The organism is Micromonospora sp. NPDC049060 (assembly GCF_040649055.1).
Classification (GTDB): Bacteria; Actinomycetota; Actinomycetes; order Mycobacteriales; family Micromonosporaceae; genus Micromonospora; species Micromonospora reichwaldensis.
In genome coordinates this window covers 89,290-116,138 of the sequence record NZ_JBEZEV010000009.1, presented here as the reverse complement: position 1 = coordinate 116,138, position 26,849 = coordinate 89,290, and the positions used below count along the sequence as shown (strand labels likewise).

Here is a 26,849-nt window from a genome sequence, read left to right as displayed (position 1 = left end):
AGAGATGCTCATGACGTCGACCGATCGCGCGCTACGGCTGCGTCGGCGGCTCGCCGGACGCCGCGAGGTGTCCACACCGGAGGTCGGCCCGGCCGCCACCGCACCGGTCACCGCCGACGACCTCGTCGCCGCCTTCGACGAGGTCGCCGATCGGCACCCCGACCGGGTCGCCGTCCGCTGCGACCGGCAGGCCCTGACGTACCGGGAGCTGGCCGCCGCCTCCCGGGCCCTGGCCGGCCGGATCGCGGCCGTCGCGTCGCCCGGCCGGCCGGTCGGCGTGCTGCTGCCGCGTTCGGCGCGGATGATCGTGGCGGCGCTGGCGGTGCTCCGCACGGGTGCCGCGTACCTGCCGCTCGACCCGGAGGCGCCCGCCGCCCGTACCGGCACGATCGTCGGTGACGCGGCGCCGTCCCTGGTGATCACCACGGGTACGCTTGCCGGCTCCCTGCCCGCGACGGTCGCGGCTGTCCTGCTCGACGCGCCGGACGGCGGCGCGGAGCAGCCGGACCCGCCCGCCGCACCGGCCCGACCGATCGCGCCCACCGACCGGGCGTACGTCATCCACACCTCGGGCACGACCGGCCGTCCCAAGGGAATCGAGGTCTCCCACGCCAACGTCCTGCGCCTGATCGGCACCACGCAGCCACTGTTCGGGTTCGGGCCGGGCGACGTGTGGACCATGGCCCACTCGTTCGCCTTCGACTTCTCGGTGTGGGAGATGTGGGGCGCGCTGCTCACCGGCGGGTGTGTGGTCGTCGTCGCGGGCGAGGTCATGCGGGACCCGGTCGCCCTGCGGCGCCTGCTACGGGCGGAGCGGGTCACGATGCTCAGCCAGACGCCCACCGCCTTCAGTGCGCTGGCGGCCCAGGAGGACGAGTACGACGACCGGCTGCCGCTGCGGTGGGTGGTCTTCGGCGGTGAGGCGCTCCGGTTCGCGGACCTGCGGCCGTGGGTCGCCAAGTACGGCGACGCCGCGCCCGAACTGGTCAACATGTACGGGATCACCGAGACCACCGTCCACGCGTCGTACCGCCGGATCCTCGCCTCCGACGTCGCCGGCACGACCAGCCTGATCGGCGCGCCACTTCCCGACCTCGACTTCCTGCTGTGGGACACCGACGACCAGCCGGTCGCCGACGGTGGGATCGGGCAGATCATCGTCACGGGCGCGGGCGTGGCCCTCGGCTACCTGGGACAGCCGGAACTCACCGCGCAGCGGTTCGTCACCGTCACCGACGCGCAGGGCCGGGCCGTACGCGGATACCGCTCCGGGGACCTCGCCCGGCGGACGCCCTCCGGCGAGTACGAGTACCACGGGCGCAACGACGACCAGGTCAAGATCCGCGGCTACCGCCTGGAGTTGGGGGAGGTGCACGCCGCCCTGCTCGCCCTGCCCGGGGTACGGCAGGCCGCGGTGGTGCCGCACACCGCACCCGGCACGGGAACGCGGCTGGTGGCGTACGTCGTCGGTGACGCCGGCCCGGCACAGCTGCGCTCCCGGCTGGAGGATCGGCTTCCGGCGTACGCCGTCCCGTCCGCGTTCATCCCCGTCGACGCGCTGCCGCGAACCGCCAACGGCAAACTCGACCGGGCAGCCCTGCCCGATCCCGGCCCCGTCCTGACGCCACACGTGCCCGCAGGCGTCGACGACGTCACGCGGTCCCTGCTGGCGGTCCTGGCCGAACTGCTGCCCGGCACCGAGGTCGATCCGGACACCGACTTCTTCCGGCAGGGCGGGAACTCCCTGCTGGCGACCCGCCTGCTGGCCGCCGTACGCCGGCAGTTCGGTGTCGTCGTCCCGCTGCGCGACTTCCTGCGGGCACCGACGGTGCGGGCGGTGGCGGGCGCGGTCCGTCGGGCCCGGCAGGCCGGACCGGGTGCGGTGTCCCGCCGTCCGGTCGACCTGTTGCCGCTGGGGGACTCCGTGGCGGGCCGGGCGCCCGTGGTGGCGCTGCCCGGCGTCTTCGGGATCGCGGCCTCGATGGCGCGGCTGTCGACGCACGTCCGGGGCCGCCCGTTCCACGCCCTGCACACCCGCGACCTCCTCCGGGCGCAGGACGGCACGCCGTCCGCCGCCGTCGCCGCGCAGGCGTGCCTGGCCGAGCTGCTGCCCGTCGTCGATCCCGGGGTCCACCTCGTCGGACACTCCCTGGGCGGGGCGATGGCGCTGCACCTCGCCCACGCGGTACGGGCGGCCGGCCGCCGGGTGCGGAGCATCACCCTGCTCGACGCACCGAGCCCGCGCTGCCTCCACCAGCGCCTCTCCGAGGATGACCGGACCCAGCTGGTCGCCTTCCTCTCCGACGTGGCCCTCGCGTTTCCCGAGCACACCCGCCGGTGGCGCGAGCTCTCCCCGCAGTCCGGCGCCGGGATGGCCGACACGGAACTGCTGCGGTGGGCCGCCTCCACCGCGGCACCCGCGCTGGCTGCCACGATCGGCGGGCTCGCCCACGCCTTCGAGGACTACCGGACGATGGGACGGATCATGGCAGAGCCCGCGCCCGCACTGGCCGTGCCCGCACTGCTGCTGGTGGCGGGCCTGGAGAGGTCCAGCGACGACGACGGGCACACCGAGGGCTGGCACCTGGTGCTGCCGGACCTGACCCGGACGGTGGTGGCCACCACTCACGAGGGCATGCTGCGGGACCCCGACGCGGCGACCGTCGCCGAGACAATGATCGAATTCCAGCGCCAGCAGGACAAGACGGAAGGAAATCCGAGTTGACCCGGGAACCGGCTGCGAGCGCAGCGTTCCGCCCACCGCGACTGGCCAGGATCCTCGTCGGCGGTTCCGGCGTGATGAGCCTGGCCAACGGCGTGACGATTCCCTTCCTCGCCATCTACCTCCGCAACGAACTCGGCCTGTCCGTCTCGACGGTCGGCCTGGTCATCGGCTCCTCCGTGCTCTTCGGCATCTCCGGTGGGTTCCTCGGCGGCGCGCTCTCCGACATCGTGGGCCGCCGCCGGGTCCTGCTCTCCTGCCTGCTGGTGGTGATCGGCAGCTTCGTCGGGTTCTACTTCGCCCGCGACGCCGTGACGGCGTTCGCCTTCAACGCGTCCATGGCGTTCGCCACCAGTGCCTTCAGCCCGGTCGCGAAGGTACTCATCAGCGATCTGCTCCCCGTCGCGCTGCGGGTGAAGTGGTTCTCCTACCAGTACCTCGCGATCAACGCCGGCTACGCCGTCGGTCCGCTGATCGGCGTGGCCCTCGGGTTCACCGGCGCCCGGATATCCTTCCCTGCCGCCGCCGTCGTGTACCTGGTCTACCTCGCCGTCCTCTGGGCGGCCACGCGGCAACTGCCACGACCGTCCACGGGGGACGGCGGGCTGACGACGCTCGGCCGCAGCACGGGCGCCATCGTCCAGGGACTGGGCGAGTCGGCCCGGGCGGTGATGTCGGACCGCCGCCTGCTTCTCCTGCTCATCGGCGCGATCCTGTTGGAGACGGTGCACAGCAGGATCTCGGTGCTGCTCGCCCAGAACTTCGTCATCGACTTCGCCGACAGCGCCCGGGTGCTCGCCGCGGTCATGACCACCAACGCGGTGGCGGTGATCGTTCTCCAGCTCTTCGCCGCCGGCTACGTGCAGCGCTACAACCCGCTGAACGCCATCACCCTCGGTGGGATCCTCACCTTCGTCGGGATGGCCGGCTTCGCGATCTCCGAGCAGATGTGGCACTACATCGTGGCGATGGTGGTGTTCACCGTCGCCGAGACCCTGATCGTGCCGTCGGAGTTCGCGCTCGTCGACCGCATCGCGCCCGAGGAACGGCGCGGAGCCTACTTCGGCGCACAGACCTTCGCGCAGGTCGGCGGGTTCACCGGACCGTTCCTCGGCAGTCTCGTCCTCGCGTCCTTCGGCGGGCCGGTCATGTTCCTCGCCATCGGCTCCCTGGCCCTGGTGAGCGTCGTGCTCTACCTGCTGGTCGGCCGGCGCATCCCCGACCTGAGCCGCCACGACACCCTCCCGGAGGCGGAGACCGAAAAGGCGTCATGAGAGCCGCGGCGGGCATCCTGCGCCTGGCCGCCTGGCCGAGCAGTCGTGCGCTCCGGCGCACCCGCGTACTCTCCGTGGCGGCCCTGCACGGCACCGTCGACATCGACCGCGACGAGCGCGGCATCCCGTGGATCCGTGCGGGCGACGAGCGTGATCTCTACGTGGGCGTCGGGGTCGCGATGGCGTACGACCGGCTGTGGCAGATGGACGTCCTGCGCCGGCGGGCGACCGGACGACTGGCGGAGGTGTTCGGCGCTCGTGCCGCCGGTTCCGACGTCCTCGCCCGTACGCTCGCCTTCGAGCGGGCCGCCGGCCAGAGCGAGGCCCTGCTCTCACCGCCTGCCCGCGCCAACCTCGCGGCCTTCGCCCACGGGGTCGACACCGCGGTACGCCGGATGCGGCGCCGCGGGCAGCTCCCGCCCGAATTCCACCTCCTGAGGTACCGGCCGGGCCCGTGGTCGGTAAGCGACTCGCTGGCCGTCGTCAAGCAGCTCGGCTTCCACCTGGGCCGTAACCTGCAGCAGGAGGTCTTCCGTAGCCGCCTGCTGGCGGAGCGACCGGACCTCGTCCACAGCTTCCTCGCGCCGAAGTACCCGCCCGGCGGCAGCGTCACCATCAGGGCCGACGCCCCGGCGGGGCCGGCGGCACGGCGCGGCGACACCGCGCTGCTCTCCGCGGCCGGCGCCGCCCACCTCGGCGACCTCTTCGCGGGCCGGCAGGGGAGCGGCTCGAACGCGTGGGCGGTGTCCCCGGCCAGGTCCGCCACCGGCTTCGCCGCGCTGGCCAACGACCCGCACATCCTGTTCACCCAGCCGAGCCTCTGGTACCAGCTGGGGCTGGATCTCGACGGCGAACGCGCGTACGGGGTGACGGTGCCGGGCGTGCCCGGACTGGTGATCGGCGCCAACCCGGATCTCGCGTGGGGGGTGACCAACTCCACCATCGACACCCAGGACCTGGCCGTGGGGGAGCGGCCGGACCCGACGGGAGAGCCACGGTGGTCGCAGGCCAGCGTCGTCCGGGTGCGCGGCGGGACCGGGATCTCCGTGCGCGCGTCGGGCGGGACGGGATACGTCGACCTGCCGGGCCCGCGCGGCGCGGAAGTGGAGCCGGCGGCCCTCTACTGGAGTGGTCTGCACCCGTCCACGGAGGCCGAGAGCTGCCAGCGGATGTGGCGGGCGCGCGACTACCCGGCGTTCCGCGAAACCCTGCGGGGCTTCGGTGTGCCCGTGCTCAACCTCGTCGTCGCGACCCGGGACGGTACGGTCGCGCTGCGGACGGCCGGAATCGTGCCCCGCCGGGACCGTCGGGAGGGCCTCGCCCCGGCCGGCGCGGCCGAGGTGGCCGCTCGCTGGAGCACCACGCTCGGGTTCGACGAGCTACCGGAGGTCGTCGATCCGCCGGCGGGCTTCGTGGTCAGCGCCAACCACCAGATCCTGCCCGACGGGGTCGTCCCGCACCTGGGCAGCGACTGGGGCGGACCGTACCGGGCCGACCGGATCGAGGAGCTGCTGACGGCGACGCCGGCGGCCCGCCCGGACGACTTCGGCGCGTGGCAGATGGACCTGCGCAACGGCCGGGCCCAGCGCATCCTGCCCACCCTGCTGAAGGCGCTCGACGAGAATCCACCGGAGTCGCCGCTGGCCGTGTTCGGCCACCAGTCGCTGGCGACCTGGGACGGCAGGGACGACGCCGACCAGGCCGCACCTCTGGTCTTCGGGGCGCTGACCCGGGTGTTGACCGAGCGCTGGATCACCAGCCGGCTCGGTGCGGCCGTCGCCGACGCCATGACCGACGTGACCCTCCAGGTGGATCACCTGGTGATGGACGCGGACGCCCGCCGGCGGCTCGGCGAGACGGAGGAACTGCCGGTCGTCGTGGCCGACGCCCTCACCGAGGCGGCGCGTCGACTCGCCGACAGATTCGGCGACGACCCCGCCGGCTGGCGCTACGGCAGGTCGAACCGGATCGCGGACCAGCATCCCCTGGCCGCGGTGTCGGACACGCTACGTTCGCTGTACGGCTCGCCCCCGACCCCGGTGGGCGGCGGCGGGCAGAGCGTCTGTCTGATGTATCCCGACCGCGACGGCCAGGTGGTCGAGGGTGCGCCGTGGCGCTTCGTCGTCGAGTTCGGCCCCTCCGGCGGCACCCGCATCCGCGACGTGCTCCGCCACGGCAGCTCGGGACATCCTCTCTCCTCGCACTACGCGGACCAGACGCCGGCGCACGCCGAGGGGCGGCTGTACGAGGTACGCCTCGACAGCCCGCCGGAGGTGCGTAGCCGCCTGACCCTGGCCCCCCGGACGGTGGGGTGACCCATGCTCCCTGCACCCGAGGGGATGTCCCCTCCGACGTCAAGACGCAGCGCATCGTCCGAGCCTGGAGTAGCCACTGGAACGGCGGCGCCGTGGTGCTTGATGAGCCGGAGGCCCTGGCGGACATGGCAGCGCTGTGGGACGCCCAGCGAGCGGCGGCCGAAGCGGTGGATGGGAAGCTGGCGCGGCTGTGTTCAATACTGTGCCCGGTTCCCCGGATGGCCGGGTCAGGTGGGAGGCGCCATCCCGAGGCGCTGGTAGATGGCCCGTGCCTCCCGCAGGTGCTGCTCGCCACGCTCGCCGTGACCGAGTTCGCGTTCGGTACGGCCGAGATGGTGCAGATCGCTCGCCTGCATGGCGAGGTCGTTCATCTCGCGGTGCATGGTGAGCGCGTCACTGAGGTGCGTGAGCGCCTCGCGGTACTGCCTGCCGGCGACGAATGCCTGGCCCAGGCAGCTCAGCGTCATCGCCTCGCCCCAGCGGTCGCCGATGTCGCGGCGGATCGTCAGGGCGACGGTGAAGTGGTGGCGGGCCGAATCGAGGTCGCCGTTGACGAGGTCCTCCTCACCGAGGTTGCACACGGTGATCGCCTCGCCCCAGCGGTCGCCGATCTCCCGGCGGATCTGCAGCGACCGCCGCAGGAACTGTTGGGCGAGACGGCTCCGGCGCATGTCCCCGTAGACGGCGCCCAGGCCGTTCAGCGCCTGGGCCTCGGCCCAGCGGTCCGCCGTGCGCCGGCTGATCCGCAGCGCAGAGTGGTGGCACCGCCGGGCCTCGGCGAATCGGCCCAGCTCCCGATAGGCCGTGCCGAGACTGCTGTGCATGGTGAACTCGGCCGGGGTGTCCTCGCAGGCCTGGGCACAGGCCAGGCCGACGCGATAGGTGGCGATCCAGTCGTCCCAGTATTTTCCCAGGTGGAACAGCCCCCAGAGCAGGTTCGCCAGCCGCCAGCCGGTGGCGTGCTCGCCAGAGTCGTGCGCGAGACGTACGGCTGCGGTGAGGTTGTTCCGTTCGGTCTCCAGCCAGCCGAGGGCCTCCAGGTGTCCCGCGAAGCGGGGCAGTTCGTCCAGGGGTGACACCGGTTCGGGCAGGGGGGTGCGTCGTCGGTGCGGGGTGACGAGTACGTCGGCGGCCGCCGCCGTGTACAGGTAGTAGGCGAGCAGTCGACGGATCGCCCGCTGCCGTTCGGCTTCGCTCTCGTGCGTGGCCACCAGCTCGCCCGCGTAGGCGCTGAGCAGGTCGTGCATGGCGTAGCGGCCCATGGTGTGTTCGTTGACCATGTGGGATCGGGCGAGATCGGTGAGGAGTTGCCGGGTGTGGACGGTGGGCCGGCCCGCCAGGTACGCGGCGGCCGTCGCGGTGATGTCGGTGCCGCCGTGCAGGCCCAGCAGCCGGAACATCTGGGCGACGGGGGCCGACAGGCGTTGGTAGGACCAGGAGAGCACCGAGCGTATCTGGGTGAACTGGTCCCCGCCGTCGACGGCGTCGAGCCGGCGTTGCGTGCCGGTCAGCTCGCCGGAGAAGGTGGACAGCGGGAAGGTCGGGTGCGCGGCGGCCCGGGCCGCGATGATGGTCAGCGCCAGGGGCAGTCGGGCGCAGCAGGCGATCAGTTCGCTGACGGCCTGTGGATCGGTCGTCAGCCGTTCCTCGCCGAGCCGGCCGGTGAGCAGTTGCCGTGATTCCTCGACGGACAGCAGGTCGAGGGTGAACGGGCGGGCGCCCTCGACAGCGACCAGGCTGGTGAGTTCGTTGCGGCTGGTGGCGACGACCATGCAGCCGCCGCCGCCGGGCAGCAGCGGCCGGATCTGGTCGGCGTCGCGGGCGTTGTCCAGCACGATGAGCATCCGGCGCTCGGCGAGCAGGCTCCGGTAGAGGCTGGCCCGTTCGTCCACGTCGGCGGGGATCTGTTCGGGGGTGACGCCGAGGGCGCCGAGCAGCGAGCGCAGCGCGGTGGCCGCGGGTAGTGGTTGCCGGTGCGGATCGAAGCCGCGCAGGTTGACGAACAACTGTCCGTCCGGGAAGAGCGTGGCGGCGCGGTGCGCCCAGCGTACGGCGAGCGCGGTCTTGCCGATGCCGCCGGTGCCGTCCAGGACTGCGATGGCGCCGCCCTGGGCGTCGGCCTGCTCGGCGAGGGTGTCGAGTTCGCGGAGGATCGGCTCGCGGCCGACGAAGTGCCGGGCCGGTACGGGAAGCTGCCGCGGGGCGGTCCTGCGGGGTGCGGCGGCCGGGCTGGCGGGGGCCGAGTTGCGCAGGATGCTGGCGTGCAGTTCCTGCAGGGTGGTACCGGGGTCGAGTCCCAGTTCCTCGCCGAGGTGGTGGCGGAGCCGGTCGTAGGCCTGTAGCGCCTCGCTTCGCCGGCCGGAGGTGTGCAGTGCCAGCATGAGCAGCCCGACCATGCGTTCCCGCAGCGGGTTGGCCGTCACGAGATGCAGCAGTTCTCCGATGATCTCGTTCTGCCGGCCCTGGGCGAGTTCGAGTTCGAGGCAGGTCTCGAGCGTGGCCAGTCGCTGTTCGTCGAGGCGGTGGCTGCCGGCCTCGATGGCACGGCCCTTGATGCCTGCCAGGGCGGGGCCGCGCCAGAGCTCCAGGGTGCCACGCAGGCCCGCCGCGGCGGCGGCGACCCGGCCCGCCGCGGCCTGCTCGGTGGCGACCGCGACGCTGGCCTCGAACACCTGGGCGTCGAGTTGCCCGGCCTCCAGCCGGATGCGGTAGCCGGCTGATTCGGGGACGATCGGGTGCTTGCCCCGGTTGCCCGCGAGGCGTTGACGCAGTTGTGAGACGCAGTTCTGGAGCTGCCGGGCGGCGGTGGCGGGTGGCGAGTTGTCCCACACCGCGTCAACGAGGTGGTCGCGGCTGACCATCCGGTTGGGCGACAGCAGCAGGACGGCGAGGATCCGGCTCTGGCGCCGGTCGAGTAGGCAGGGCTGGCCTTCGCTATCGACGACCCTCAGCGCGCCCAGGATGCGGTACCTCATGCTGCCCCCAAGCTGCATGGCAACTCGATCAGCGGAGTTTAAGTTGATCAATTTGATCGCCGCAAGCGGAACCGGCCGGTAACGTCACCGCATCCCTGGTGACGTGCCCGAACCGGGCGGTCGTTCCGGGCCGTGCCCGGCCGGTGATGCTCCCGCCCGGCCGCCGAGGGCGGCCGAGGCGATCGTGAACCGTCGATGAAGAAGTGCGTGCGGTTTCGATGAACCCTCCCGGTGATCCTGGGCACATGAACACCGTGGTCGATGCGCTCGTCGGGAACGCCGCCTCGCGCGCCACTCTCACCGTGACCGGGATCGACGCCCGGTCCGACACCTGTCACACCTGGGCCGAACTGCACGACCAGGCTCGGCGAATGGCCGGTGTCCTCGCCACCCGGGGCGTCGGCCCGGGTAGCCGGGTCAGCCTGCTCGGCGACACCACGGCCGCCCTCGTCGCGGCCCTGCGGGCGGTGTGGCTGCGCGGGGCCGCCTTCACCGTGCTGCCACTGCCCGGCCGTACCGAGCGGCAGCCGCACTTCGCCCAGCTGCGCCGGATCCTCGCCGACGCCCGGCCGGGACTGGTGATCGTCGACCCCACGGCGGTGTCCGACGGAGCCGTCGAAGTCCCGTCGGCGCTGGCCAGCCCGCCCGGCACCGAGGTGCTGACCCTGGCCGAGCTGGTCACCGCGGCCGACGCGACGCCACCGGCGGAGGTGGTGCATCCCGGACCGGACGACCTGGCCGTACTCCAATACACCAGCGGCTCGACCAGCCACCCGCGGGGCGTACCCATCACCCACCGCAATCTGGCCGCCAACCTGGCCGCCATCGAGGCTGCCATGGGCGGGCGGGCCCTCGACCCGACGTGCGCCAGATGGCTGAGCTGGCTTCCGCTCTTCCACGACATGGGTCTCATCGGCTTCCTCGCCCTGCCGATGTCACGCGGGTGCCCGCTGGTCCTGCAGGCGTCGACGGCCTTCGCAGTCCGACCGGCCAGCTGGCTCGACCTGATCAGCCGGCACCGGGCGACCTGCACCGGCGCGCCCAACTTCGCATTCGGGCTGATGACGCAACTGCTTGAGGCGGGCACCGGGGCGGACCTCGGTTCGCTGCGTCACGTCTTCTCGGGCGCCGAACCGATCGACCCGGTGACGACCCGACGCTTCCTCGCCGCCGCCGCGCGCCGAGGTCTCGACCCGGACGCGATGATCGCCGCGTACGGTCTCGCCGAGTCGACGCTGGCGGTCAGCTTCTCCACCGTCGGCACGGGTATCGAGGTCGACGAGGTCGACCGCGAGCTGCTCGAACGGGACGGCCGAGCGGTACCCGCCCCGGGGGTCTACACCCTGACCCGCCTCGGGCGGGCGGTGCCGGGAACCTCCGTACGGGTGGTGGACCGGAACTCCGGCACGCCCGTCGACGAGCGGACCGTCGGGCACATCGAGGTGTGCGGACCGTCCGTGATCAGCGGTTACTGGGGTGAGGCGCCCCGGCCGTCGCCCTGGCTGCGGACCGGGGACCTGGGCTACCTGGCGGACGGGGAAGTGGTCGTCTGCGGGCGGGCCAAGGATGTGCTGTTCGCCGCGGGACGCAACATCCATCCGCAGGACGTCGAGGCGGCTGCCGCGCACGCTGCCGGTGTACGGGCCGGCGGCGCCGCCGCGTTCGGCGTACCGGCGCGCCACGGCGACCGTCTTGTCGTGGCGGTCGAGACCCGGCTCGCCAGCAGTGCCGACGTCCGCCGGGCGGTGGCCGTCGCCGTCAATGCGCACGTGGGCATGACCCCGGCCGAGGTGGTGACGCTGAGCCCCGGCGGCCTGCCGAGGACCTCGTCGGGAAAGTTGCGCCGGGCCGAGACCCGACGCCGCTACCTCGCCGGTGATCTCACCGGAACCCGTGATCTCACCGGGGCCGGTGAAAACCCCGACACCCGTGACCTCACCTTGGCCGGCGACCTCACCGCGGCCACCGCATCCCTCGCAGACAGGAGCGCCCGATGACGATAGGCGACAACGTCGTACCCGCCCGCGCGGAACTCGCGACACTGCTGGACGTGCCGGCGGAGTCACTCACCGACCGGGTCTCGCTCCGCGACGAGTTGGCCCTCGACAGCCTGGCCCAGATGCGCGTGCTCACCTGGCTGCAGACCCGGGGCGTCCGGATCGCCGTCGCGTCGGGACTGCCCAAGACGGTGGGCGAGTTGCTGGCGCTCGTGGACAAGGCGCCCCGGTTTTCCGTCCAGATCGGTGGCGGTGGCGGCGGGATGTCGGGGCTTCCCAGGCGGTTTGCCCGGACGTCCCCGCCCGACCCGTTGGTGCCGGTCCTGGAGACACCGGTGTTCCGCCTGATGCCGGTCACCCCGGATGACGTCGGTTTCCTGTACGCACTCGCCGTGCGACCGGAGACGGGTTTCCGCTGGCGCTACCGGGGATCGGTGCCACCGATAGAGCGCTTCAACGCCGAGTTGTGGAACCAGGTGCTGCTGCAGTTCGTGGTACGCCGGATCGAGAACGACGAACCGGTCGGGCAGGTCGTGGCCTACGGCGACGAGCTGAGTCTGCGGCACACGTACATCGGTGCCGTGTTCCAGCCGGCCGTCACCGGCACCGGCCTGGCGGCTCAGGCGGTGGCGTTGTTCGCCCGGCACCTCTTCCACACGTTTCCCCTCAACAAGATCTACATGGAGATACCAGGAATCAACTGGCCACAGGTGCAGAGCGGGCAGAACCACCTGTTCCACGTGGAGGGGGTGCTGCGTGAGCACGACTACTACGCGGGCCGCCTCTGGGACAAGTACATCTGCGCGCTGTATCCCGAGGACGTCACAGGTGACGGACTCCTCTTTGAAACCGGCAGACAACAGAGAAAGAGGGAGGTAGGAAATGCGGATTGACAGTGTGCGACAGCGGACCCTGGGGGCCATGGTCACCATGGGGATCCTCACCGCACTGGCCCCCGCCGGCGCGGCGCAGGCCGCCCCGGGGGTCAACGGCGAGTCGAGTGGCGCCGACCAGAACGTTCTGAGCATCGGCGTCAACACCGCCACGGGTGACCGGGTCGTACAGGCCGCCTACGACGAACTCAACAGCGACCACAAGTTCGAGACCCCGATGGGCTCCAACTGCAACTTCTACTCGAACCACTGGGGCAAGGGTTGCCAGGCATGGTGCGCGGACTTCGTCAAGTACGTCTGGAAGAACGCCGGTGTCTACGCCTGGGAGCACCTGGACTCCGAGGCCGGCACCACCGCGCGGTACGGGAAGTTCTTCGGCACCTGGCACCCGGGGACCACGTCGGGTATCTACCCCGGTGCCGCGGTGACCTACAACTCCTCCGGTGATCCGGCCGTCGACTCGGACCACGTCGGTGTCTACGTCGGAGTGGTCAACGGCACGCAGAAGGTCGTGTCCGGCAACTTCAGCAACCAGGTTTACAAGCACAACCTGCACTACGGTGGGGCCCCGTTCGCGGGCTGGACCGGTGTGGGCTGACCTGTCACAGGCGGGCGGGCGCACCCAGCGCGGTGCGCCCGCCCAGCCCCGACCACGAGGGACGATCCGCATGAGAAGGACCTGCCTGCGCCTGCTGCTCGCCGTGGCACTCATCCCACTCGGCGGGTGCGCCGACCCGGCCACCCTGCAGGGCGCCCCGGAGGCCACCGTGCTCGCGAAGGAGACGGCCACCCCGCCCGTACCCGTCCTGCGACTCGGCCAGGAGGCCGCCATCGACCTCTTCGGGAACGGCCTGGCCGGCGTGACCGTGACCGGGGCGGAGCTGTCCCCGCAGGCCGCCGGCCGGGAGCACCTGGTCGTCACCGTGGACATCAAGCTGCTGAAGGCCGGGAAACCGGTCACCGGGGGGCCGGAGAACTTCGTCTTCCGGGACAACGCCCAGGCGACGCATCCGGCACAGGTGAGCGATCAGGCCGCCTCGCCCCGACTGAGGGCCGTGAACTTCACCACGGTCGGTCAGGCGTCGCACGGCCGCTTCTTCTTCGACGTGCCGAAGGGGACGGCCAGCGGCGGCTACGTCCAGCTCGTGACCGGCAAGCTCGTGCACGCCGTGTGGCAGTTCAAGACGTGAGGTGCTGATCAAGGCGGCGTCAGGATGAGCGGCAACCTGCCCGACAGCTCCTATCGTCTGCTGCCGGCCTGACGGCCCGACCTCACGTCAGGTGCCGGGCGAAGAACCGGTTCCCGGCGTCCCCTTCGAATTGCGGCACGCCGGTGTGCCCGCCCATGTTGGCGTGCAGCGTCTTCTCCTTGGCGCCGAAGGCGTCGAACAGGTCCAGGGCCACCTGCCGGTCGTTTCCTTCGTCGTCCCACTGCAGCAGGACCTGCAGCGGAATGGTGACCTGTCGGGCCTCCTCGAACATGGTGCGGGGCACGAAACTCCCGGCGAACAGAAGGGCGGCCGAGATGCGCGGCTCGACCACCGCCAGCCGGATGCCGATGGAGATCACCCCTCCCGCGTACCCGACCGGGCCGCCGATGCCGGGCAGCGGAAGGAGGGCGTCCAGGGCGGCCCGCCATTCCGGGACCGCCTTCTCGACCAGCGGGAGGACGAGCCGATCAACGAGATCGTCGTCGACCGGCTCGCCGGCCTTCAGCGCCCGGTGCAGGTCGGCGCGGGTCTCCTCGGCGGCGGCGGAACGGGGCCGGTCACCGCTCCAGGGGAGTTCGAGGGTGGCTGCGGCGAAGCCCTCCGCCGCGCAGTGCCGGGCCCGGGCCACCAGTCGGGGATACATCCTGTGCAGCCCGCCGGGGTGGCCCATCAGAATCAGCGGGGCCGATGCGGAGGCGGATTCCGGCGTCCACAGGATGCCGGGGATCTCACCGAGGGTGAACTGGCGTTCGAGGACGCCGTCGTCGAGGCGCTGCTCGGAAGTGAATCGCATGGTCGTGCCCTTCGGGAGTGCTCGTGAGCGGCGCTCCCGGACGACCTATCGCCCGACCGTGACCCCGGAGGGGAGCACCCATGTCGATACTGCATTCACGGGTACCACCTCCTCGTTCTCTCGCACGGCCGTTGGCAGAGTAGCGGTGCTCGCCGTGGCCCGCCAACGGGTTTCTGCTTGGCCGAACGCCACCGAGCTCGTCTGCGCTGCGTGCGGCGCTGGTGGCCGCCGAGCCGGTCCGCGGGCGGGAGGGTCGGACGACGCTGTCGAGCTGAGTCGTCTGTGACATCAGGCGTCGTCCGGGCCACTGTGCACCAGACCGCGGTGAGTCGTCTGCGACATCAGCTCGACAGCGTCCCACGTGCGGATCCGCCGCCGACGGACACCAGGGCGGAGAATTGGATCTCTGACATGACAAGTCGGGCATCCCGAGCAGTAGGTCCGGGTCCAGCCGATGCGTTGGTGGGCGACTTCCCGGCTGCCGGAGACGGTGCTGATGCGTACCGCATGGGAGCCGGTCGTCGGCCGCTGGCCTACCTGCGGGTGCTGCGGCTGGCGCGCCGGGGCTGGGCGCGGGCGACCCACCAGCCGAGCAGGACGATGAGGAGCGTGACCCCGAGCTTGATCGACAGGCTCCAGATCAACGCCGTGCCGTTGCGGTACCAGTCCCACCAGAGCATCCCGCCCAGTGCGAGCAGCGCGACGAGCGTCGCTGCGACCAGGCGCACGCCGACCGGCCTGGTCCGGGGCGAGAGCAGGGCGGCGGCCGAGAACCCGGCCAGTAGCAGGAGGACCGCGAGCAGGGTCAGCGCGATCGGCACCGCGGGCACCAGCAGGGACACGGCCAGCAGCACGGCGCCGGCCGCGACGGCGATCTCCACCGCCCGCGTGCCCATCGCGCTGCGGCGGGTGAGCAGGGCGACCATCGCCCAGACGGCGAGTGCGTAGCCGCGGAAGGCGGAGAGCACCACGGCCAGCGGCCTGGTGCGCGCCGTGTCGCCGGCGACGTTGGCGAGGACGGTGGCGGTGTGCGACGTGGTTCGGGCGAAGGTGTCGCTGCCGATGTCACCATCGATGCGTTCGCCACCGATCTGGGCCGCCTCGTTCCACAGCCGCCACAGATCCTGGGCCGGCATCTCCCGGCCGGCCTTCCGGTCGGCGGCGTCGAAGGACGCCAGCCAGGCGGTGCTCGTCCTGGCCCGATCGGCGCCCTCGGCGCGTACGGCGGCGGCGAGGCCGGGCAGGTCCTCTCGGAGCACCGAGGTCTGGATCGGTCGGGCGATGGCCCTGGTGCAGGCGCTCAACGATCGGGCGTCGGGGTTGCCGAGGATCTGCTGCGCCTCGCGTTCGCACGCCGCGCGGTCCCGCGCCCACTGGTCGGCCAGCCACCCGCGGTCCGGCGATCCGTCGGGAACCGCGCACCGCTCGAACGCCTCCATCAGCCGGTCCACCGCCTCGGCCTGGGCCGGCCGGGGCCCGGCGCAGGTCGCTGATCCGGGCGCCAGCAGGCACTGCCGTAGCCGCTCCGGTGCCAGCAGGATCCGGATGAGCTGCTCGACGGCGTCCATGCGGCCGTGCAGCCAGTCGTTGAGGCGCCACGAGCCGCGGTAGAAGGCGCCGAAGTGGTGCAGCTGGATGCCGGTCAGCAGGTCCGGGTGCAGCGAGGAGACCTTGGCGAGCTCCACCTCCTGCTCCGGGTCCTGACTGGCGCTGGTGAAGGCGAGCTGTACGACGTCGAGCCGCAACATGTTCCGCAGGACGGTCTCGTCGGCGGGCCGCACCGGGACGAGGAACCGGTGGAGTGCGGTGAGCCGCTCCGTCCACTCGCCATCCGGATCGAGCACGTCGTTGCCTACCGCGCTGACCGCCCGCAGGGCGGGGGCGACCTCGCGAAGGCTCCGGGCCAGGTCGAGGGCTTGTCGGTGAAGGCGGGCTCGGCGCACGCCGTCACCGGGTACGGGCAGGGCGTCCCACGCCGCCAACGCTGTGGTGAGCCAGCGTTCGAGCTCGGGCAGGTTGTCGGCCGTCCGGTTCAGCGAGCCCTGGCGCCTGGGCATCGGATCGATGCCGTACTGCGCCGGTCCCGTCGGTGCGGTGGACCAGTAGCGGTTGAGGTCGTTGCGGTCTGCGTGGATCTCCTCCAGGGTGGCGGCCGCCTGTTCGCGGCAGCGCACGATCCTCGTTCGCTCCGGCGTACCGAGGTGGGCCAGCCACACCGATCGTTTGAGCAGGTCGACGGTCATGTCCGCCAGGCGCTGGACGGTGGTCTGCCCCCAGTCCCAGCCGGCGCCGGTTCTCCCGAGCGCCTCCGCGAGAGGGCCATCGGGGACGAACGACAGCCGTTGCCGCCGAAGCGCGGCGAGCAGTTCGTGCCCGCTCCACTGCTCGGCGGGTCGGCCGCGCTGCCCCATCGCCAGCAGGGGAGCGATCGTGGTGGCCGCGTTCTCGACGCGCACCTCCAGGTACGCCGGCCACGCCCCGTCGGAAAGCTGCTCGGCGACGCCGATCATCGCCGTCGCGAACCGGTCCCGGGCCCGGCGGCGCATTCGCACGGTGGTGTTGCGGCTGCGGATCTCGGTGAGTTCCCGGGATACGGAGTCGGTGGCCCGCAGTCGGGTGAGGACTCCGAGCAGCACCTCGCGGGCCGACGGGAGCGGCATCCCCGGGCCGGCGGCGTCCGCGTGCGGGGCGGGCGGCGGGTCGGCCGCGGGGGAGGGGCAGAGTTGCTCGCCCGGATCCGGGGCGACGTACGCGAGAACCCGGCGCACCTGGAAGCCGGCGGTCTGCCGGTACACCGCCTCCAGGGCCGGGCGGATCGGCTTGTTGAGCAGCACTCCGCCGTCCACCACGTGCTGCGCGTCGCGGAAGTTCGATCGACCCGCCGCGGACTCCCACCGCAGGTCGCTGCCGGGATCTCCGGGGCGCACCCGCACGAAGTGCGGCTCGAACGCACCCGGGAACGACGACGTGCACCGCGCCGCGGCGGCCAACTCGTCGAGTACGGCATCGGCGGCGAGGTCCCCACCGACCGGTCGGCCGTCACGGTAGCCGGCCCGGAGGTCGGCGAACCGGAAGGTGGCGTCGTGATCGGTCTCGGTGATCCCGACACCCAGGTCGTCGGTGAACGTCGTGGACCTGCCCTGCCAGAGCGTCCCGGTCAGCACCAGCTCGATCGGCACCCGTTCATCGTCGGTCCGGCCCGCTGGCGATCCGGTGGTCGAGACGACCTTCTCCAGCGCGTCCCGCACCTTCGGAAGGAAGTAGTCGTCCCCCTTCAGCAGCGATCGTGGACGGCGCGTCAACGGGTCGCGCAACAACCGGTCCAGGCTGCCGTGCTCGTGCCACAGGTCCCGCATGACGGACAGGTCCCCGCCCCTGGCCAGGCCCAGCGCGAGGAAGGCGCCGTTGAGACCGCCCGCCGAGGTGCCCGAGATGACGTCGACGCGAACGTCCGCCCGGAGCAGATCCAGCAGCGACGCGTACGGCGACTCCGGGTCCGTGCGTGCCGCGGCCAGGCGGGCGACCTCGAGGGTGACGCCGCTGATCCACACCGCAAGGCTGACTCCACCAGTCATCACCACGGCAAGGCGGATGTCCTGCCGGTCGGCTCTGTCGCTGGAGGACGCCGGCCGCGGCGGCTCCCGGTCCTCGCCTGTCTGCGCCACTGCTACCCGGCGGTGAGGGCAGGCGGGGGCATGATCATTCGGGCGGATCGTCCGTACATGTCCGACATGGTATGTCGGGTCGGCCGTTCCGTGAAGCACGGCCACGTATCCGGATTCGGGTCGGGCTCGTTGGTCGTGCCATCGGACGTCGTCGAGGGCGCACGCCTCGGCTCATGCGCCGGAACAGGAATGGTGGCCTGACGTGGGGCGTGGCACGTGCACCAGGGGCTGACAGGTGCGCAGGTCGCCGAGCGGGTCGCGAGGGGCTCGGTCAACACGACGGCCCGCCGGAGCAGCCGCACGTTCGGCCAGATCCTGCGCGCCAATCTGCTGACGCGGTTCAACGCGATCATCGCGGTGCTCTGCGGTCTGATCCTGGTCTTCGGCCAGCCGGTCGACGCGCTCTTCGGCTCGGTGGTCGTGGTCAACAGCGCAGTCGGTGTGGTCCAGGAACTGCGGGCGAAGCGGACCCTGGACCGGCTCACCCTGCTCACCGAGGCGCCGGTGCGTGTCCTGCGCGACGGCCGTGAGGTTCCGATCCGGCCGGGTGAGGTGGTCGTCGACGACCTCGTGCTGCTGGGGCCCGGGGAGAAGGTGCCGGTGGACGGGGTGGTCCGGGAGGCCGACGGGGTCGAGATCGACGAGTCGCTGTTGACCGGCGAGTCGGATCCGGTCGAGAAGCGGCGCGGCGACCAGGTGCGGTCGGGCACCTTCGTGGCCGCGGGCAGTTGCCTGCTCGCGGCGACCGGGGTCGGCGAGAAGGCGTACGCGGCTCGGCTCGCCGCCGAGGCCAGCCGCTTCGAGTTGACGGACTCCGAACTCATGACGGCCATCAACCGGTTGCTCCGGCTGGTCACCTGGATCATCGTGCCGATCGGCGGGCTGCTGGTCGTGCGGCTGTTCACCAGCGGGGCCAGCGTCTCCGACGCCGTGGTGGGCAGCGTCGCGGGAGTCGTGCCGATGATCCCCGAAGGGCTCGTGCTGATGACGAGCGTCGCCTTCGCGGTGGGTGTGATCCGGCTCGGCCGGCGCCGGTGCCTCGTGCAGGAACTGCCGGCGGTGGAGGTGCTGGCCCGCGTCGACACGCTCTGCATCGACAAGACCGGCACGCTCACCGAGCCCGGCATGGCGTTGCGCGAGGTGCTGCCGTACGACGGCGTTTCCCCAGGTGTCGCACGGGCGGCGCTCGCGGCGCTCGCCCGCGCGGAGGCGAAGCCGAACCAGACCATGCGGGCCATCGGAGACAGCCTCTCCGCCGACGGCTGGCACGCGGGCGAGACCGTGCCGTTCTCCTCGGCACGCAAGTTCTCGGGCGCGTCCTTCCCGGAGCACGGCACCTGGCTCGTCGGTGCGCCCGACGTCCTGCTGCCCGACGACGACCCGGCCCGACGCGAGGCCCAGGGTCTTGCCGCGACGGGTCGACGGGTGCTGGCCCTCGTGCGGTCGGCCACGCTGACCAGCCGCGACCGCAGGACCGCCGCCCTCGTCGTTCTCGAACAGCGGGTACGGGCCGACGCCCCGGACATGGTCCGGTACTTCGCCGCGCAGGGCGTCGACGTGAAGGTGATCTCCGGCGACGATCCGGCCGCGGTGGGCGCGATCGCGCGGCAGGTCGGCATCCCGTCGGCTGATGCGCCAGTCGACGCGCGCTCGCTGCCGCAGGAGCCGGACGCGCTCGCCGACGCCGTCGCCGGCCACACCGTCTTCGGCCGGGCGACACCGCAACGGAAGCGGGAGTTCGTGGCCGCCCTGCACGCGCGGGGTCGCACCGTGGCGATGACGGGCGACGGGGTCAACGACGCGCTGGCGCTCAAGGACTCCGACCTGGGCGTCGCCATGGGCTCCGGTAGCCCGGCCACCCGGGCGGTCGCGCAGGTGGTCCTCCTCGGCGACAACTTCACCGCGCTGCCGCACGTGCTCGCCGAGGGACGCCGGGTGCTGGCCAACATCGAACATGTCGCGAACCTGTTCCTCACCAAGACCGTGTACGCGGCGCTGCTCGCGCTGCTCGTAGGCATCGCCCAGGTGCCGTTTCCGTTCCTGCCCCGGCACATCACCATCGTCGGGACCCTGACGATCGGCGTGCCCGGCTTCTTCCTCGCGCTCGCTCCGAACAGCGGACGGGCGCGGCCGGGTTTCGTTCCCCGCGTCCTGCGGTTCGCCGTTCCCGCCGGTGTCGTGGCCGCTTCCACGACGTTCGCCGCGTACGCCGTCGCCCGGTTCAACACGGCGTCGAGCCTGCGGGCGGACCGTTCCACCGCCACGCTCACCCTGTTCCTCGTCGCGTTCGCGGCACTCGTCGTCATCGCCCGGCCGTACACCCGGTGGCGGCTTGGCCTGTTGGCGGTGATGGCCGGCTGCTTCGCGGCCGTGGCCGTGCTGCCCGGACTGCGGCAGATCGCCGACCTCACCTTCCCCGAACCGCGCGACACCCTCGCCGGGCTGGGGCTCGCCGTGCTCGGCGCCGCCGTCCTCGTCGTGCTGCTGCGACTCGACCGCTGGCTGACGAGGGTCGGCTGAGCGAACTGCCTCCTGACGTCGGAGGACGAGGCCAGCCAGGGCGGTCCGGGCAGGCCCGCAGCGGAACGCGGGTGCTCAGGCGGCGGGGTGCGCGAGCGTCACGGCGATCGCCGGTCCGAACGCGACGCTGAGCAGGTAGGCGAGATTGAACAGACCCAGGGCCTCGGCCCGACGCGAGGCGGCTACGACGTCGGTCGCTCGCAGGGCGAGTACTCCCTGGCCGGTCGCGGCGGCCAGCGAGCCGAGCGCCATCGCCGCGAGCAGCAGCGGTACGGCGGTGGTGACCGCCGCCAGCAGCGGCGCGGCGGCGCCGGTGACGAGCAACGCGGCGGCCGCGACGCGGCGGGGCACCCGCACGGACGCCGCGACGAGGAACCCGGAGCAGAAGCCGCCGAGCAGGTACGGCGCCAGCAGCACGATTCCGCTGCGGGTGCCGTCCCATCCCGCGTGCTCCCGCAGCAGGTCCGGCGCGGCGTAGAGCAGGGCGAAGTTCACCACCCCCAGCGCGAAGGCCGACGCGCACGCCGCGAGGAACCGGCCGTTGCGTGCCACCGCGGCGGGCAGGAAGCCGTCCGGACGGATCCTGATCCAGGCCACCAGCGCGAGCAGCAGCGCGACGGTGGCCGGGCCGGCCACCAGCGGTCGGTGCGGAATGAGGACGGCCGCGGTGACCAGCATGGACAACAGAACCATGCCGAGGGGGTCGAACGACACCGGCGCCGCGTCCGGCGAGGTGGTGCCGCGGCGAGCCGCGGGCACGGCGAGCACCGCCAGCAGCGGCAACGCCAGCGCCGCCTGCCACGAGGAGATGTCGGCGACCAGCGCGCCGGTCAGCGGGCCGGTGGCCCCGACGACCGCCAGCGACGCGGTGACAACCCCCATCTGCCGGGCCGAGTCGGCCAGCTTCATCGCCGTCACGGTGAGACCGGCGGACCCCAGTGCCTGCACCGCCGCGCCGGCGACCAACGCCGGCACGCTCGGCACCAGCACGAGCAGGAGCGTCCCCGCGCCCAGCAGCACGGCCGAGACGGTCAGGACCGCCCGTACGCCGCGCCGGGCCAGCAGCGCCGCCAACAGCGGCGTCCCCAACGCGATCCCCCAGCCGAAGGCCGTCACGCCGGCGGCCGCGGCCTGTTCGTCGGTACGCGTCGCGCGCGCCACGTCGTCGAGGAGCAGGGCCGGTGCGGCGATCCCGTACGACAGCGGGCCGGCCAGCAGGGCGAGCCAGGGTGTGGCCACCCGCCCTGGTGCGAACGGCCGGTGACCGTGAGCGGCCCGGGGCTCTTGCAGACGATCCATCTCATTCCTCCGGTGTCGGCTCGGATCAGCCTCCCCGGGGTCGCTCACCACCGGCTGACGGCCGGCTGACGTACGCGTCGGCGCCGCGACCCGGTGGGCGGGCCGACGGCCGGCGGACGTTCGCGGGGCGGGACCGTCGACTGGCTAGTGTGAAGTCGTGATGTTCGGGGTGCTGGGCGGGATCGCGGTCTGGACGTCGGACGGCAGAGACGTCACCGTGCCCGGCCTGAAGGTTCGTGCTCTCCTGGCTGACCTGCTGGTGCACGAGGGACGCCCGGTCTCCGCCGACCGGCTGATCGAGGATCTCTGGGGTGACGAGGCGCCGGGCAAGGCGCTCGGGGCACTCCAGACCAAGGTGTCGCAGTTGCGCCGCGCGCTGGAGACGGGTGAGGCGGGTGGCCGTGCGCTGGTCGAGTCCGGCGATGCCGGCTACCGGCTGCGGGCGTCGCCGGAGTCGGTCGACGCCTGTCGCTTCGCCGCGCTGGTGGGGCGTTCGCGCGCGCAGCGGGAGCCGGCGGGGCGGGCGGCGACGCTGACGGAAGCCCTGTCGCTGTGGCGTGGTTCCCCGTACGCCGACTTCAGGGACGAGCGGTTCGTGCGCCAGGCGGCCGAGCGGCTCGACGAACAGCGCCTGGCCGCGCTGGAGGACCTGGCCGAGGCCCGGCTCGATCTCGGCGAGCACCACCTGCTCGCCGGTGAGCTGGCCGACCTGGTCGCACGCCATCCGTGGCGTGAGCGGCTACGGGCCGCGCACCTGCGCGCCCTGTACGGCTCGGGACGGCAGCGTGAAGCCCTGTCCACGTACGAGCAGTTCCGTCGGCAGGTGCGCGACGAACTCGGCATCGATCCCGGCCGGGAGTTGGCCGAGCTGCATCGGGCGATCCTGCGCCAGGACCCCGCCCTGCGGCCGCCGGCACCGCCGTCGACTCCGGCCCGGACCAACCTGCCGGCCCCTGTGTCACCCGGCCCGTACGGCGGACTGATCGGGCGTGAGACGGCCGTCGAGGCGGTACGGGAGCGGCTCACGAGCGAGCGGCTGGTGACCCTGACCGGGATGGGCGGGGTGGGGAAGAGCCGGTTGGCGCTCGAGGCCGCCCGGGTGCTGGCCGACACGTTCCCCGCCGGGGCCTGGCTCGTCGAGCTGGCGGGCCAGCCGCACTGCGGCGGCCAGGCGACCTGCACCGAGCTCGTCGAGCTGTTGGCGGCGACTCTGGAGATCCGGGACGACAGCCCGCCCGGCCTGCCCGGTGAGCGACCACGCGAGCCGATGGACCGGCTGGTCGCCGCGCTGCGGGACCGGCGGATGCTGCTGCTGCTCGACAACTGCGAACACGTGGTGGCGCCGATCGCCGAACTGACCGAGAGCCTGCTCGGCGCCGCGGCCGACCTGCGCATCCTGGCGACGAGCCGCGAACCGCTCGGGATCCCCGGCGAGGTGGTCCTTCCGGTGCCGCCGCTGGCCCTGCCGGAGCCCGGAGCCACGGCGGAGCAGATCGCCGACGCCCCGGCGGTCCGGCTCTTCGCCGCCCGCGCCCGCGCCACCGAGCCGGGGTTCACGGTCGACGCGCGGAACACGGACACGATCGCCACCGTCTGCCGGCGCCTCGACGGCGTACCGCTGGCGCTGGAACTGGCCGCGTCCCGGCTGCCCGTTCTCGACCCGGGCGAGCTGGCGGCGCGGCTCGACGACCGTTTCCGGCTGCTGTCGTCCGGCCGGCGCACCGCGCCCGCCCGTCAGCAGGGGCTGCGCGCCATGATCGACTGGAGTTGGGAGTTGCTGTCGGCTCCCGAACGCGCGGTGCTGCGCCGGCTGGCGGTCTTCGCCGACGGCGCCACCCTGGCTGCCGCCGAGCAGGTGTGCCCGGGCGGGCAGGTGGCGTCGGAGGAGGTCCTCGACGTGCTGGCACGCCTGATCGACCGCTCGCTGGTCATGGTGCGGCACGGCGAGAGCCCGCGACGCTACCGGCTGCCGGAGACGGTGGCCGCGTACGGTCTCGAACAGCTCGACCGCGCCGGCGAACTGCCCGCGACCCGCCGTCGTCACGCCGCGTGTTTCGCGCGTCTCGCCGAGCAGGCCGCCCGGCGGCTACGTGGTCGCGAGCAGAGTCGCGCGCTGCGCGAGCTCGACGCCGAGAACGCGAACCTCCGGGCGGCACTCGACGTCGCCGCCACCGACGGTCAGGCCCGCGTGGGCTTGGCGCTCGCCACCTCGTTGTGCTGGTACCGGCTGCTGCGGGGCCGGTTCGGGGAGATGAGCCGGTCCCTGCGGACGGCGTTGGACATCGTTCCGGGCAGCGCGGACGACGCCGCACCGGACACCCTGCGGCGCCATGCGGACATGTGGCTGACCGCCCTCGCCACCCGTGACGGTGACCCGACCGCCCCCCGGCAGCGGATCCTGGAGCGCTACCGGGACGCCGACGGGCCGGAGAAGGCGTTCGCGCAGTGGTTGTTCGCCTCCATGATGCTCGGCTCCGGAGATCCGGGGGAGGCCGCCGACCTCGTCGACGCGGCGCTGGCGGCGTTCCGCGCCGACGGGGACCAGTGGGGCATCGCTGCCGCCTGCGCCACCCGGGCGGACCTCGCGCTCGTACACCGCAGCGACCTGCCCGCCGCGCAGCGTGACTGCGAGACCAGCCGGTCGCTGTTCGGGCAGCTCGGCGACAGCTGGGGACAGGTGCATCCGACGAGCCTGTTGGGGACCCTGGCCGAGATCCACGGCGACTACGACCTGGCCGCCGCGCACTACCGGGAGGCGCTGCGCACCGCCGAGCACCTGCGGCTGTGGACGTCGGTGTCGCGGCAGCTGGCCTGCATCGGCCGGCTCGCCCTGTTGCGCGGTGATCTCGACGAGGCCGCCGCCAGTCACGACCGCGCGCTACAGGTCGCGCGGGAACAGTCGAGCCGCTCCGCCGCCGCCTTCGCCGGCACGGGCCTGGCGATGATCGCGCGACGGCGGGGCGACCTCGACGCCGCCGAGGCCCAGCAGCACGACCTGCTCGACTGGAACCGGCACGCCGGCTATCTGCCGGGCTGCGCGCTCGCGCTGGCCGAGTTGGGGTTCATCGCGGAGCACCGGGGCGACGCCGTCCGCGCCGAGCGCCGCCACCGTGAGTCGCTCGACGCGGCGCGCGCCGCCGGAGACCACCGGGCGGTCGCCCTGGCCCTCGAAGGGCTGGCCGGGGCCGCCGGCCTCGGCGGTGACCCGCGCCGTGCCGCGCGGCTGCTCGGCGCGGCCCGCACGCTGCGCGAGGCCGCCGGAGCGCCGCTGCCCCCCGGCGAACGGCACGACGTCCAGCGCGTGACCGGCCGCCTCCGGGAGGCGCTCGGCGGCGGGGAACTCGCTGCCGAGATGAGCCATGGCGCGCAGCTCGACCTCGACGACGCGGCGCTCAGCGGCCTCGGTCAGGCGACGGTCAGCGGACGGTAAGCCTGCCCGGCACGGTTGACCGAGAACCGAGCCGAGCCAGGAGGCAACCGTGCAGACCGATGCCAGGATCGCCGTCATCTACTACTCCGCCACCGGCACCGTGCACCGGCTCGCGCAGGCGTTCGTCGACGGCGCGGCCGACGCCGGCGCGGAGGTCCGCCTGCGCCGGGTGGCCGAGTTGGCGCCGGAGCAGGTCGTCGATGCCAGACCGCAGTGGCGGGCCCACCTCGACGCCACCGCCGATGTCCCGCTCGCCACCCTGGACGACCTCCGGTGGGCCGACGGGTACGCCTTCGGCACGCCGACCCGGTTCGGGAACGTCTGCTCCCAGCTGCGCCAGTTCCTCGACACCACGACCGCCCCCTGGCAGGCGGAGGAACTGGCCGACAAGCCGGCGACCGGCTTCACCGCCACCTACGAGGAGCACGGTGGGCAGGAGGCGACCCTGCTCAGCCTCTACCAGACCTTCCACCACTGGGGAGCGGTCGTCCTGCCCACCGGCTACCTGAACTACGACACCGCGCACGCCGCCGGCGGAAACCCGTACGGCGTCAGCCTCGTGGAGAGCCGCGCCGGCCGGGATCCCGGGTACGCCCGGGCCGTCCTCGACACGGCCCGCTTCCAGGGTGCGCGCCTCACCCGCATGGCAGCCGCCGTCGCCGCCGCCCGCGCGGAGCGCCAGCCCGGCTAGCAGCCCGGCGACGGCAGCAGTACGGCGTGCGGGACGAGACCGTACGTGGCGACGAAGGGCTCGCGCCTCCTGACGCACCACTACCACCTGGGTGAGAGACGAGGGGAAATCATGCTGACAACGACCACAGCCGATCCGACCAACCGGGCCAGCCAGGTCACCGTGCTCGGCCTCGGCGACATGGGATCGGCGATCGCCAGGACGTTCCTCGACCGCGGACACCGTACGACGGTCTGGAACCGGACCGCGAGCAAGGCCCTGCCGCTGGTCGACGCCGGCGCCACGGCCGCCGCGACCGCCGCGGAGGCGGCGGCCGCGAGCCCGCTCGTCGTGGTGTGTCTGCTCGACGGCGCAGCGGTCGACGAGGTGCTCAGCTCCGTGGACGCCGCAGTCGCGGGCAAGGTCCTGGTGAACCTGACGAGCGGCTCGCCTCAGCAGGCACGGGCCAACGATCGCTGGGCGAGAGCGCGCGGCGCCGAGTACCTCGACGGCAAGATCATGGGAGATCCGCCCTACGTCGGTACGCCGCACGTCATGTTCCCGTTCAGCGGTTCCCGTACCGCCTTCGAGGCGCACGGGCCGATGCTGCGGGAGTTGGGCACCGTCGTCTACCACGGGGAGGAGGCGGGCTCGGCCGCCGTCGAGTTCATGGCGCAGGTCGCGGTGGGCTACGAGATCCTCATCGGGTTCCTGCACACGCTCAGGCTGGTGCAGGCGGAAGGGGTCGACGTGGCGGAGTTCGCGGAGCGTGCCGCCAAGAACGTGGCCGCGCTGCCACCGCTGTTGACGTCGATCGGCAACGCGGTCGGGGCCGGCGAGTACCCACCGGATCTCGGCCCGCTCAACGTCCAGGCCGCGCTGATGGACGACCTGATCAGCCATCGGGAATCCATCGGCGTGGAGGCCGTGCGGATGCGGGAGGTCAAGGGCCTGATGGACCGCCGGATCGCTGACGGCTTCGGCGCTCAGGGATTCTCGAGCCTGTTCGAGCTGTTGGCGAAGTCCTGACGGCGGCTTCCCAGGGGCCGGGGGAGACGCCACAGCCCGCGCGGCGTCGTTCCACG

15 protein-coding genes are annotated in these 26,849 nt (G+C 72.6%); 11 read left to right on the top strand and 4 right to left on the bottom strand.

Going from position 1 to position 26,849, the window contains the following annotated elements; genetic code table 11:
• The first annotated feature begins 10 nt into the window (after window positions 1–10).
• The 3 genes from AB0B83_RS06755 to AB0B83_RS06745 are packed head-to-tail and all read left to right on the top strand — an operon-like array spanning window position 11 to window position 6,311.
• Entirely contained in the window at window positions 11–2,725 is a 2,715-nt protein-coding gene (locus AB0B83_RS06755; protein ID WP_357577332.1) for an amino acid adenylation domain-containing protein, read from the top strand.
• On the top strand, window positions 2,722–3,996 hold the full coding sequence (locus tag AB0B83_RS06750) for an MFS transporter (protein ID WP_357577331.1): 1,275 nt from the start codon (window positions 2,722–2,724) through the stop codon (window positions 3,994–3,996). The genes AB0B83_RS06755 and AB0B83_RS06750 overlap by 4 nt, the downstream gene beginning before the upstream one ends.
• The gene (locus AB0B83_RS06745) at window positions 3,993–6,311 is read left to right on the top strand and encodes a penicillin acylase family protein (RefSeq protein ID WP_357577330.1); all 2,319 of its coding nucleotides are present in this window, start codon (window positions 3,993–3,995) and stop codon (window positions 6,309–6,311) included. Before AB0B83_RS06750 ends, AB0B83_RS06745 begins: the two co-directional genes overlap by 4 nt.
• Before the next feature lie 227 nt (window positions 6,312–6,538).
• Here AB0B83_RS06745 and AB0B83_RS06740 read toward each other — a convergent pair whose 3' ends face one another.
• Window positions 6,539–9,286 (bottom strand): BTAD domain-containing putative transcriptional regulator, encoded by a 2,748-nt coding sequence (locus AB0B83_RS06740; RefSeq protein ID WP_357577329.1) that lies wholly within the window; start codon window positions 9,284–9,286, stop codon window positions 6,539–6,541.
• A gap of 245 nt (window positions 9,287–9,531) precedes the next feature.
• On the opposite strand from AB0B83_RS06740, the gene AB0B83_RS06735 reads away from it, so the two are divergent.
• The 4 genes from AB0B83_RS06735 (at window position 9,532) to AB0B83_RS06720 (ending at window position 13,366) form a co-directional block, all read left to right on the top strand.
• Window positions 9,532–11,283 carry an AMP-binding protein gene (locus AB0B83_RS06735; RefSeq protein ID WP_357577328.1) on the top strand — a complete coding sequence of 584 codons (1,752 nt, stop codon included), beginning with the start codon at window positions 9,532–9,534 and terminating at the stop codon, window positions 11,281–11,283.
• Entirely contained in the window at window positions 11,280–12,176 is an 897-nt protein-coding gene (locus tag AB0B83_RS06730; RefSeq protein ID WP_357577327.1) for a GNAT family protein, read from the top strand. The genes AB0B83_RS06735 and AB0B83_RS06730 overlap by 4 nt, the downstream gene beginning before the upstream one ends.
• Window positions 12,166–12,774 (top strand): hypothetical protein, encoded by a 609-nt coding sequence (locus tag AB0B83_RS06725; RefSeq protein WP_357577326.1) that lies wholly within the window; start codon window positions 12,166–12,168, stop codon window positions 12,772–12,774. The genes AB0B83_RS06730 and AB0B83_RS06725 overlap by 11 nt, the downstream gene beginning before the upstream one ends.
• A gap of 70 nt (window positions 12,775–12,844) precedes the next feature.
• Entirely contained in the window at window positions 12,845–13,366 is a 522-nt protein-coding gene (locus AB0B83_RS06720; protein ID WP_357577325.1) for a hypothetical protein, read from the top strand.
• Between the two features lie 82 nt (window positions 13,367–13,448).
• Here the strand turns inward: AB0B83_RS06720 and AB0B83_RS06715 are convergent, their stop codons facing one another.
• The gene (locus AB0B83_RS06715; protein WP_357577324.1) at window positions 13,449–14,180 is read right to left on the bottom strand and encodes an alpha/beta hydrolase; all 732 of its coding nucleotides are present in this window, start codon (window positions 14,178–14,180) and stop codon (window positions 13,449–13,451) included.
• 533 nt (window positions 14,181–14,713) lie between these two features.
• Window positions 14,714–17,761 carry a patatin-like protein gene (locus AB0B83_RS06710; RefSeq protein ID WP_357577323.1) on the bottom strand — a complete coding sequence of 1,016 codons (3,048 nt, stop codon included), beginning with the start codon at window positions 17,759–17,761 and terminating at the stop codon, window positions 14,714–14,716.
• Window positions 17,762–18,061: 300 nt separating this feature from the next.
• On the opposite strand from AB0B83_RS06710, the gene AB0B83_RS06705 reads away from it, so the two are divergent.
• Window positions 18,062–20,365 carry an HAD-IC family P-type ATPase gene (locus tag AB0B83_RS06705; RefSeq protein ID WP_357577322.1) on the top strand — a complete coding sequence of 768 codons (2,304 nt, stop codon included), beginning with the start codon at window positions 18,062–18,064 and terminating at the stop codon, window positions 20,363–20,365.
• A gap of 75 nt (window positions 20,366–20,440) precedes the next feature.
• On the opposite strand, the gene AB0B83_RS06700 is transcribed toward AB0B83_RS06705, so the two are convergent.
• The gene (locus AB0B83_RS06700) at window positions 20,441–21,604 is read right to left on the bottom strand and encodes an MFS transporter (protein ID WP_357577321.1); all 1,164 of its coding nucleotides are present in this window, start codon (window positions 21,602–21,604) and stop codon (window positions 20,441–20,443) included.
• Window positions 21,605–21,824: 220 nt separating this feature from the next.
• Between AB0B83_RS06700 and AB0B83_RS06695 the strand changes: the two genes are divergently transcribed.
• From AB0B83_RS06695 to AB0B83_RS06685, 3 genes are all read left to right on the top strand, one after another.
• Window positions 21,825–25,094 carry a BTAD domain-containing putative transcriptional regulator gene (locus tag AB0B83_RS06695; RefSeq protein ID WP_357577338.1) on the top strand — a complete coding sequence of 1,090 codons (3,270 nt, stop codon included), beginning with the start codon at window positions 21,825–21,827 and terminating at the stop codon, window positions 25,092–25,094.
• 49 nt (window positions 25,095–25,143) lie between these two features.
• Window positions 25,144–25,785 carry an NAD(P)H:quinone oxidoreductase gene (wrbA, locus tag AB0B83_RS06690; RefSeq protein ID WP_357577320.1) on the top strand — a complete coding sequence of 214 codons (642 nt, stop codon included), beginning with the start codon at window positions 25,144–25,146 and terminating at the stop codon, window positions 25,783–25,785.
• Window positions 25,786–25,896: 111 nt separating this feature from the next.
• Entirely contained in the window at window positions 25,897–26,793 is an 897-nt protein-coding gene (locus tag AB0B83_RS06685) for an NAD(P)-binding domain-containing protein (protein WP_357577319.1), read from the top strand.
• Window positions 26,794–26,849: the final 56 nt, after the last annotated feature.

What these genes read in the sequence shown, in the direction of transcription:
- AB0B83_RS06755 (WP_357577332.1), top strand. Translation starts at nt 11, where the DNA reads ATGACGTCGACCGATCGCGCGCTACGGCTGCGTCGGCGGCTCGCCGGA.
- AB0B83_RS06745 (WP_357577330.1), top strand. Translation starts at nt 3,993, where the DNA reads ATGAGAGCCGCGGCGGGCATCCTGCGCCTGGCCGCCTGGCCGAGCAGT.
- AB0B83_RS06740 (WP_357577329.1), bottom strand. Translation starts at nt 9,286, where the DNA reads ATGAGGTACCGCATCCTGGGCGCGCTGAGGGTCGTCGATAGCGAAGGC.
- AB0B83_RS06735 (WP_357577328.1), top strand. Translation starts at nt 9,532, where the DNA reads ATGAACACCGTGGTCGATGCGCTCGTCGGGAACGCCGCCTCGCGCGCC.
- AB0B83_RS06730 (WP_357577327.1), top strand. Translation starts at nt 11,280, where the DNA reads ATGACGATAGGCGACAACGTCGTACCCGCCCGCGCGGAACTCGCGACA.
- AB0B83_RS06725 (WP_357577326.1), top strand. Translation starts at nt 12,166, where the DNA reads ATGCGGATTGACAGTGTGCGACAGCGGACCCTGGGGGCCATGGTCACC.
- AB0B83_RS06720 (WP_357577325.1), top strand. Translation starts at nt 12,845, where the DNA reads ATGAGAAGGACCTGCCTGCGCCTGCTGCTCGCCGTGGCACTCATCCCA.
- AB0B83_RS06715 (WP_357577324.1), bottom strand. Translation starts at nt 14,180, where the DNA reads ATGCGATTCACTTCCGAGCAGCGCCTCGACGACGGCGTCCTCGAACGC.
- AB0B83_RS06695 (WP_357577338.1), top strand. Translation starts at nt 21,825, where the DNA reads ATGTTCGGGGTGCTGGGCGGGATCGCGGTCTGGACGTCGGACGGCAGA.
- AB0B83_RS06685 (WP_357577319.1), top strand. Translation starts at nt 25,897, where the DNA reads ATGCTGACAACGACCACAGCCGATCCGACCAACCGGGCCAGCCAGGTC.